This is a genomic window from Zavarzinia sp., assembly GCF_049306435.1.
Classification (GTDB): domain Bacteria; phylum Pseudomonadota; class Alphaproteobacteria; order Zavarziniales; family Zavarziniaceae; genus Zavarzinia.
Genome location: NZ_JBAQRT010000313.1, coordinates 1 through 8,581, shown reverse-complemented (window position 1 = coordinate 8,581; position 8,581 = coordinate 1). Strand labels below are relative to the sequence as shown.

Annotated in this window: 9 protein-coding genes and 1 tRNA gene; 8 read left to right on the top strand and 2 right to left on the bottom strand. The window is 66.1% G+C overall.

All coding sequences use genetic code 11. From position 1 onward, the window contains the following. Positions 1-170 precede the first annotated feature (170 nt). Positions 171-1,754 (top strand): PEP/pyruvate-binding domain-containing protein, encoded by a 1,584-nt coding sequence (locus WAZ62_RS17530; protein WP_422644829.1) that lies wholly within the window; start codon positions 171-173, stop codon positions 1,752-1,754. A gap of 55 nt (positions 1,755-1,809) precedes the next feature. Here WAZ62_RS17530 and glnA read toward each other — a convergent pair whose 3' ends face one another. Both glnA and WAZ62_RS17520 read right to left on the bottom strand, forming a co-directional pair. Beyond that, entirely contained in the window at positions 1,810-3,219 is a 1,410-nt protein-coding gene (gene glnA / locus WAZ62_RS17525) for a type I glutamate--ammonia ligase (RefSeq protein WP_422644828.1), read from the bottom strand. Positions 3,220-3,272: 53 nt separating this feature from the next. Continuing rightward, entirely contained in the window at positions 3,273-3,611 is a 339-nt protein-coding gene (locus WAZ62_RS17520; RefSeq protein WP_422644827.1) for a P-II family nitrogen regulator, read from the bottom strand. Between the two features lie 252 nt (positions 3,612-3,863). Between WAZ62_RS17520 and WAZ62_RS17515 the strand changes: the two genes are divergently transcribed. The 7 genes from WAZ62_RS17515 to WAZ62_RS17485 all read left to right on the top strand — a co-directional run. Continuing rightward, on the top strand, positions 3,864-5,033 hold the full coding sequence (locus tag WAZ62_RS17515) for an aminotransferase (protein ID WP_422644826.1): 1,170 nt from the start codon (positions 3,864-3,866) through the stop codon (positions 5,031-5,033). 38 nt (positions 5,034-5,071) lie between these two features. After that, positions 5,072-5,148, top strand: a tRNA-His gene (locus WAZ62_RS17510). Between the two features lie 408 nt (positions 5,149-5,556). Next, the gene (locus WAZ62_RS17505) at positions 5,557-5,727 is read left to right on the top strand and encodes a hypothetical protein (protein ID WP_422644825.1); all 171 of its coding nucleotides are present in this window, start codon (positions 5,557-5,559) and stop codon (positions 5,725-5,727) included. 133 nt (positions 5,728-5,860) lie between these two features. Then, positions 5,861-6,874, top strand: a complete 1,014-nt coding sequence (locus WAZ62_RS17500) for a CorA family divalent cation transporter (RefSeq protein WP_422644824.1) — start codon at positions 5,861-5,863, stop codon at positions 6,872-6,874. Continuing rightward, positions 6,874-7,203, top strand: a complete 330-nt coding sequence (locus tag WAZ62_RS17495; protein WP_422644823.1) for a hypothetical protein — start codon at positions 6,874-6,876, stop codon at positions 7,201-7,203. Before WAZ62_RS17500 ends, WAZ62_RS17495 begins: the two co-directional genes overlap by 1 nt. Further along, a complete protein-coding gene (locus WAZ62_RS17490) occupies positions 7,200-7,754 on the top strand; it encodes a histidine phosphatase family protein (protein ID WP_422644822.1) in 555 nt (184 codons plus the stop codon). The genes WAZ62_RS17495 and WAZ62_RS17490 overlap by 4 nt, the downstream gene beginning before the upstream one ends. Beyond that, positions 7,751-8,581: NAD(P)H-hydrate epimerase (locus WAZ62_RS17485; protein WP_422644821.1), on the top strand; the 831-nt coding region annotated here is incomplete at its 3' end. The genes WAZ62_RS17490 and WAZ62_RS17485, both read left to right, overlap by 4 nt.

Here is an 8,581-nt window from a genome sequence, read left to right as displayed (position 1 = left end):
GCCGACGCGGCCGAGCGGGCGGCCTTCGCCGGTCTCGTGGCGGCACCCAGTCCCGATGCCCGGCCGCTGGTGCTCGGCATCGAGGTCGCCCGGGCGATCGAAACCGCGACCGATCATCTGTCCCACGCCGCCCTGTCGTTACGTGATCGCGTGCTTGAGGAGTTGTCCGCATGAGCCGCCTGAAGCCCCTGTTCATCGGCACGCCCGAAGGCCGGACCGAGTTGACCGCCGAAATCGCCGGGGCCAAGGCCGCGCAGCTCTGGCACATGAGCCGTCTTGGCCTTGATGTGCCGCCGGCCTTCGTCCTGCCCACCACGCTCTGCTCGGCCGTGAACAGTGGCGATCCCTCGGCGCTCGATACCCTCGATGCGGCGCTGGCCGAAGGCATCGCCGGACTGGAAGCGGCGACGGGTCGGCGTTTCGGCGACAGTCGGACGCCGCTTCTCGTTTCGGTCCGCTCGGGCGCGGCGAAATCGATGCCCGGCATGTTGGAAACCGTGCTCGATGTCGGGCTGAATCCGGCGTCCCTGCGGGGCATCATCGCCATGACCGGCAACCCGCGTCTGGCCTTCGACAGTTATCGCCGTCTGATCCAGCTCTATGGCGAGGTGGTGGCCGGGGTTCCCGCCGCCGCCTTCGAGGAAAGGCTGATCGCCCTGATCGGCGCCGAGGACGCGGAGGGCGAGGCCGAACTCGACCCCGAGGCGCTGGAGCGGCTGGTCCATGATTATCTCGCGGTCTTCCAGCGAAACACCGAATCCGCCATGCCGACCGACCCCATGGACCAATTGCGCGCCGCCGCCCGGGCCGTCTTCCGCAGCTGGGACGGGGACAAGGCGCGCGAATACCGCCGCCTGAACGGGCTGGAGGGGCTGGCCGGCACCGCGGTCACGGTGCAGGCCATGGTTTTCGGCAATGCCGGGGGCGCGTCCGGCGCCGGCGTCGCCTTTTCCCGCGATCCGGCGACGGGCGGGAAGGGGCTTTATGCCGATTTCCTGTTCGATGCCCAGGGCGAGGATGTCGTCTCCGGCCGCCGGGCCCCTTCGGATGTGGCCATGCTGGCCCGGCGCCTGCCAATACAGGCGGCCGCCCTCGCGGAAGGCGCCGCCATGCTGGAAAAAGCCTTCGCCGACATGCAGGACATCGAATTCACGGTGGAAAACGGCCGGCTGTGGTTCCTGCAGACCCGTTCGGCGAAACGCACGCCCCGGGCGGCCCTGCGCTTCGCCGTCGACGCGGTGGCCGAGGGGCTGATCGATGAGGCGACGGCCCTGGCCCGTCTCGCGGGCCTCGATCTGGCGGCGACCGGCATCAGCCGTTTCGCCGGGGACGCGCCGGTGCTGGCGACGGCGACCGTGGCATCCCCCGGCGTCGCCTGCGGGCGGGTCGCCTTCGACAGCGGACGGGCGGGCGAAATGGCCGCGTCCGGCGATCCGGTGGTCCTGGTGCGCCACGACACCTCGACCGAGGATGTCGCCGGTTTCGCCGTGTCGGCGGGTATCCTGACCGCGGTCGGCGGGCGCACCGCCCATGCCGCGGTGGTGGCCCGGCAGATGGGCAAGCCCTGCCTGGTCGGCTGCGCCGGCCTCGTCTTCGGTGACGAGGTGCGTCTTGGCGGAGACGTGTTGCGCGAGGGCGACTGGCTGTGCCTCGACGGGCAGGGTGGGACGGTCAGTCTCGGCCGGCGGGATATCGTCGTCGATCGCCCGGAAGAGGATCTGCGCGTGGTCGAGAGCTGGCGCAAGTCCGTCTGAAAAACGAAAGGGGCGGCATCGCTGCCGCCCCTCCCATCGCGTGATCCGTCGAGGATCAGGCGGTGTAGTACATGTCGAACTCGATCGGATGCGGGGTGTGCTCGTAGGCGTACACATCCTGCCACTTCAGTTCGATGTAGGCGTCGATCAGATCGTCGGTGAAGACGCCGCCCTTGGTCAGGAACGAACGGTTGGCGTCGAGTTCCGTCAGGGCTTCGCGCAGCGAGCCGCAAACGGTCGGGACCAGCTTCAGCTCTTCCGGCGGCAGGTGATACAGATCCTTGTCCATGGCTTCGCCCGGATGGATCTTGTTCAGGATGCCGTCGATGCCGGCCATCAGCATGGCCGAGAACGCGAGATACGGATTCGCCAGCGGATCGGGGAAGCGCACTTCGACGCGCTTCGCCTTCGGGCTGGTGCCGTAGGGGATACGGCAGGAGGCCGAACGGTTGCGGGCCGAATAGGCCAGCAGCACGGGGGCCTCGAAGCCCGGAATCAGGCGCTTGTAGCTGTTGGTGGTCGGGTTCGTGAAGGCGTTGATCGCCTTCGCGTGCTTGATGATGCCGCCGATGTAGTACAGGCAGGTGTCCGACAGGCCGGCATACTTGTCACCGGCGAAGGTGGTGTTGCCATCCTTCCAGATCGACTGGTGGACATGCATCCCCGAGCCGTTGTCGCCCTTGATCGGCTTCGGCATGAAGGTCGCCGTCTTGCCATACTGGTAGGCGACGTTCTGGACGACATACTTGTAGATCTGGATGTAGTCGGCGGCGCGGACCAGCGTCGCGAACTTGATGCCCAGTTCGTGCTGCGAAGCGGCCACTTCGTGGTGGTGCTTCTCGATCGGCAGGCCCATGTCGCCCATGACCGCCAGCATTTCGCCGCGCATGTCGTTCAGCGAGTCGACCGGCGGAACCGGGAAGTAACCGCCCTTGACCGCCGGACGGTAGCCGAGGTTGCCGCTCTCATAGGACTTGTCGGTATTGTAGGGGCCTTCGATGTCGTCGATCTCATACGAGACCTTGTTCATCGCGACTTTCCACTTCACGTCGTCGAACACGAAGAACTCGGCTTCCGGGCCGATGTAGACCGTGTCGCCGAGGCCGGTGTAGGAGACATAGGCTTCGGCGCGCTTCGCGACCGAACGCGGATCGCGGCTGTAGCCTTCGCCCGTCGCCGGCTCGATGATGTCGCAGAAGATGACCAGGGTCGGCTGGGCGCAGAACGGATCGATGACCGCGGTGGCCGGATCCGGCATCAGGATCATGTCGGAATCATTGATCGCCTTCCAGCCGGCGATCGAGGAGCCGTCGAACATGGTGCCGTCGGTGAACATATCCTCGTCCACGACGCTCTCGTCCATGGCCAGGTGCTGCCACTTGCCCTTGAAGTCGGTGAAACGCAGGGAAACGTATTTGATTCCCTTGTCCTTGATAAGCTGAAGGACGGTCTTGGCGTCTGACATGATCTCAGGTCCTGGTTGTTGGGTTGGACTGAAGGAAATTCTGGGCGGAACGGTCAGATGGCATCCGTGCCGGTCTCGCCGGTGCGGATACGGATCGCTTGTTCGACGGGGCTGACAAAGATCTTGCCATCACCGATCCGGCCGGTGCGGGCCGCGGTCTGGATCGCTTCGATCGCGCGTTCGACGAGATCGTCTTCCAGCACGATTTCGAGCTTCACCTTCGGGAGAAAGTCGACGACATATTCGGCGCCGCGATACAACTCGGTGTGGCCCTTCTGGCGGCCGAAGCCCTTGGCCTCGGTCACGGTGATGCCCTTGAGGCCCACTTCGTTCAGCGCCTCTTTCACTTCGTCGAGTTTGAACGGCTTGATGATAGCCTCGATTTTCTTCATCGCACCTGGTTCGCCTTGGCAGGTTTGGATCGGCAGGATATGCCGCCCGCTGGATCAATGCATGGTCTGTGCCAAACGTGGCGCGCCCTAGATTCCGTGGTGCGAATACAAGCCGTCGTGGCGAAATCGCGACGATGCCTGTCCGTATGTGGCTATAAAATGTGCATATTGATCATTATTTGATCAATGCTCGGTCGAGCCGGGCGCAGGCGGGCACTGGATCGACGACCCGGGCCTGAATATGATCGGGCCATGAAAGCCCTGAATCCCCGTTTCGCCGGCCTCGGCACCACCATTTTCACCGTCATGTCCGCGCTGGCCGCCGAGCATCGCGCCGTCAACCTTGGTCAGGGCTTCCCCGACGAGGATGGCCCGGAGGAGATCCGGGCGGCGGCGGCCCGGGCCCTGATCGAGGGTCCCAACCAGTATCCGCCGATGACGGGCCTGGCCGTGTTGCGCCAGGCCGTGGCGGATCACGACCGGCGCTTCTATGGTCTCGACTACGATCCTGTCCGGGAAGTGCTCGTGACGTCGGGCGCGACGGAAGCCCTCGCCGCCGCCCTGTTCGCCCTGCTGTCGCCCGGTGACGAGGTGGTGGTGTTCGAGCCGATGTACGATTGTTACGTGCCCATCATCCTGCAGGCTGGCGCGGTGCCGAAACCGGTCCGCCTGACGCCGCCGGACTGGTCCATCCCGGAGGCGGAGCTCGAGGCGGCCTTTTCGCCGCGCACCAAACTGGTGCTCCTCAACACGCCGATGAATCCGACCGGCAAGGTCCTGACCCGGGGCGAACTGGAACGCATCGCCCGACGGGCGGTCGCCCATGATGCCTATTTGCTGTGCGACGAGGTTTACGAGCATCTCGTCTTCTCCGGCCATCGTCATCTGCCCATCGCCAGCCTGCCGGGACTTCGCGAGCGTTCGATCCGTATCGGCTCGGCCGGCAAGACCTTTTCACTGACCGGCTGGAAGGTGGGCTATCTGAGCGGTTCGGCGGAACTGATCGGGGTGATCGGCAAGGCCCATCAGTTCCTGACCTTCACCACGCCGCCCAACCTGCAGATCGGGGTCGCCCATGGCCTGGGCCTGTCCGATGCCTATTTCGAATCACTGGCGACCGGGCTGGAGCAGCGGCGGGACCGGCTGGTGGCCGGATTGCGCGCATCGGGCTTCACCACCTTGCCCGTTGAAGGCAGCTATTTCGTCAGCGCCGATATTCGCGGGGTTGGTCCCGCGTTGCCGGACGACGACTATTGCCGCTGGCTGACCGCCACGGTTGGCGTCGCGGCCGTGCCGGTCAGCGCCTTTTATGTCCAGCCGGATGCGCCCCGTCACCTGATCCGCTTCTGCTTCTGCAAGACCGAGGCGACGATCGACGCCGCGACGGAGCGACTGCGCAGCCGGATCCATTCGGCTGCTTGACGACGGCGACGGGGCGGCGTATACGCACGGCCTCTGTGGCGGGCGTAGCTCAGTTGGTTAGAGCGCCAGATTGTGGCTCTGGAGGTCGCGGGTTCGAGACCCGTCGCTCGCCCCAGATTTTCTGAACATCGCGAAAACGAAGGTCGCGCGGCTTTGGCCGTGGCGGCCTTTCGTCGTTTTCCGGTCGTCCGGCCGGGGCGCCGCGCTCGCTTTGGATGTGTGCGGCGCAGCAATTTCCATCAATAGAATAAACATCGTTAATAATGTGCAAAGAGAGATTTACGTCTCTGGTTGTATTTGGACGGTACTATTGTATTTGTCGGAGAATCAATGTTGCCATTGACTCTTTGACTTGAAGTGCATCCAATATTCCTTGGTGTTGTGTTGCCGCTTGCTGGGGATGTCGAATATGAAGCGTCTATTTCTTTTGACTGGCCCTATCGGGCTGGCGGTCGTTCGACTGGCTTTCTGGGGTAGCCTGGTGTTGCTGGCCGTATGCGCGGCAACCGTGTGGTCGACGAAAATGGCGACGCCGGAGTCGCCGGACGGTGATCAGCTGCTGGCCTTCGTCTGGGCGGCGGGGGTGTTCCTGGTCGGCTTCGTCTTCCTGCGCTGCCTGGCCGAGGTGGTGATCACGGTCATGGAAATCCGCGACAAACTGGGTGCCATCGAACGCAACACGATGGTGCGCTGACTCTATCTTCGGGGCGGACGGTCGCCGGGGCGAGCAAAGCCCCGGGGCCAATCCGGTTGACCGGACCGGCGTATTGTGAGAATGGGGCGGGAGAACAGGCCGCACGGCCGGTTGTCCCGAGGGATTCTGCGCGATGGTCGAGCTTGCCCGCAATCCGCTGGTCGAGTTGCCGGAGCGGCGCGACGGTATCGTGTTCTGCTACCACGTCGTCGACGGCAAGAACGAGCGCCTGATCGGCTGGGATGCCGTCGAGGCGGCGATGACGGCCGGGCACGGCTTCGTCTGGCTCCACCTCGACCTGTCGGTGCGGCGGGCGCGCGAGTGGATCGCCCAGGCCCACGCCATTCCCGAGGATCTGCGCGTCGAACTCGGCTCGTCGGATGTGCGCACCCGGCTCGAGAGTTATCAGGGCACGCTGTTCGGTGTCTTCACCGACATGCAATACGACATCGATCCCGACCTGACCGAGATATCGACGGTGCGGATCTTCGGATCGGAACAACTGGTGGTCAGCGCCCGGCGCCATCCGTCGCGTTCCATGGACCGGCTGCGCCGCACCCTTCACGATGGCAAGGTGCTGCGCGGCCCGGCGGATCTGATCGCGACCATGCTGGCCCATCTGGCCGAGACGGTCGAGATGGCCGTGGTCGAACTGATCGATTCCCTCGACGATATCGAGGACCGCCTGCTCGAGGGCCGGCGCGGCAGCGCGCGGGAAGACCTTGGCGCCATCCGCCGTTTCGCCGTCCGCCTGCACCGGCATCTCGCGCTCAAGCGACGGGCCGTGTTCCAGGTCTGCGCCCGGCCGCCGGCCTTCTTCGCCGAGGAAGATGCCACCGACCTGCGCGAGGCGATCGAACAACTGGGCGCCGTGGTCGACGATCTGGTGTCGGCGCAGGAGCGCGCGAAACTTCTGTACGAAGAAATGGCCGCCCAGCAGGCCGAGGTCGCCAACCGCAACCTGCTCATCCTGTCGGTGCTGACGGCGGTCTTCATGCCGATGACCCTGGTCACCGGCGTCTTCGGTATGAATGTCGCCGGCCTGCCGGGACTGGTCGCGCCCCATGCCTTCTGGTGGACCATGCTGCTCATGGCCCTGGTCGGCGTGCTGTCGTTCCTTGGTCTTCGCCGGCTGAATATCTTCTGATGGCCGGGTTGCCCGAGCGACCGCTGGTGTTCTATTCGCCGCCGCTGCGCCTCGTGGTCGCGAATGGCGCGGAATGGACGTTCGAGACCCTGGTGGTCGGATCTGACGGTTATGCCCGGCGCCTGCCCGGCGGCGCGCGCTTCACCGAGACCGAGGGGCGCAAGGCCTGCGCGGCCCATGTCATCGCCCAGATGCGGGTGGATCGCGATGTGGCCCAGCGTCGGCGGGATGCCGGCATTTCCCTGGTCGCCATCGTCGATCTTGCCTCGTGGCAGGACCTGTGCCTTGCCTATGGCGTCGCAGGCGACATCGAAGGACAGAAACCGTGACGGGTGTTGGCTTCATTCTGGTACGCCATGGCCAGCAGAGCGCGGGCTTCCATGTCGACGCCGACCCCGGCCTCGACGCCACGGGCCACGCGCAGGCGGCGGCCATGGCGGAGATGCTCGGCCCCGACGACGGGCGCCTGCTGGTCACCAGCCCCCTGCGACGGGCGCGCGAGACCGTGGCCGCCGTCGAGTCCCGCTGGGGCCGGACAGCCATCGTCGAGCCGCGCATGGCGGAAGTGCCGACGCCGGGCATGAGCCTCGAGGAGCGGGGCCACTGGCTGGAGGCCTTCCTGCGGGGCGACTGGTCGGGGCAGCCCGCGCATCTCCTGGCCTGGCGGGATGGAATCGCGGGTTTTCTCGCCGGTCTCGACCGGCCGGCGGTGATCGTCAGCCACTTCGTCGTCGTCAACGCGGTGATCGGCCTCGCCACCGGCGACGGCCGGGTAACGCCATCGATGCCGGATCATTGCTCGATCAACCGCTTCGAGGTCCGGGACGGTGCCCTCCACCTGATCGAGAAGGGCGCCCAGCGCCGGACGGTGATCGGATGAGCGCGGTGCCCGGCGATCTCGCCCTGCTGACCAGCGCCGAAATGGGCCGGGCCGATCGCCTGACCATCGATGGCGGCATTCCCGGCCTCACCCTGATGGAAAACGCCGGCCGGGCTGTCGCCGATGCGATCCTGGCGCGCTATCCGGTGCAGCCGGTCCTTGTTCTTTGTGGTCCGGGCAATAATGGCGGCGACGGCTGGGTGGTGGCCCGGCGGCTGAAGCAGGCGGGATATGATGTCGCCTGCGCCGCGCTGGCGCCCGTGTCGGCCCTCGAGGGCGATGCCGCCGCCATGGCCGCGCGCTGGGACGGACCCGTGCTGCCGTTCGAGCCCGCGTCCCTCGACGGGCGCGCCCTCGTCGTCGACGCGGTCTTCGGTGCCGGCCTTGCCCGCGATCTCGATTCGCCGGTCCTGCGCATGATCGAGGCGGTGGGCGCGGGGCGGGTCGTCGTCGCCATCGACCTGCCGAGCGGCGTCAATGGCGACGATGGCACCATCCGGGGCGGGGCCTTCACCGCCGCTCTCTCTGTCAGTTTCTTCAGGGCCAAGCCCGGTCATCTGCTTTATCCCGGCCGGGGGCGGACGGGGCATCTCGTCATCGCCGACATCGGCATCTCGCCCGATGTGCTGGCGGTGATCGGGCCGAAGCTGTTGCGCAACGGGCCGGCGCTGTTCGCCCGCCATTTCCCCGTGCTGCGTCAGGATGGCCACAAATATGATCGCGGTCATACCGCTGTTCTTTCCGGCGGGGCGCTGCACACCGGCGCGGCCCGGCTGGCGGCGCGGGCGGCCCTGCGGATCGGCAGCGGCCTCGTCACCACCCTGGGC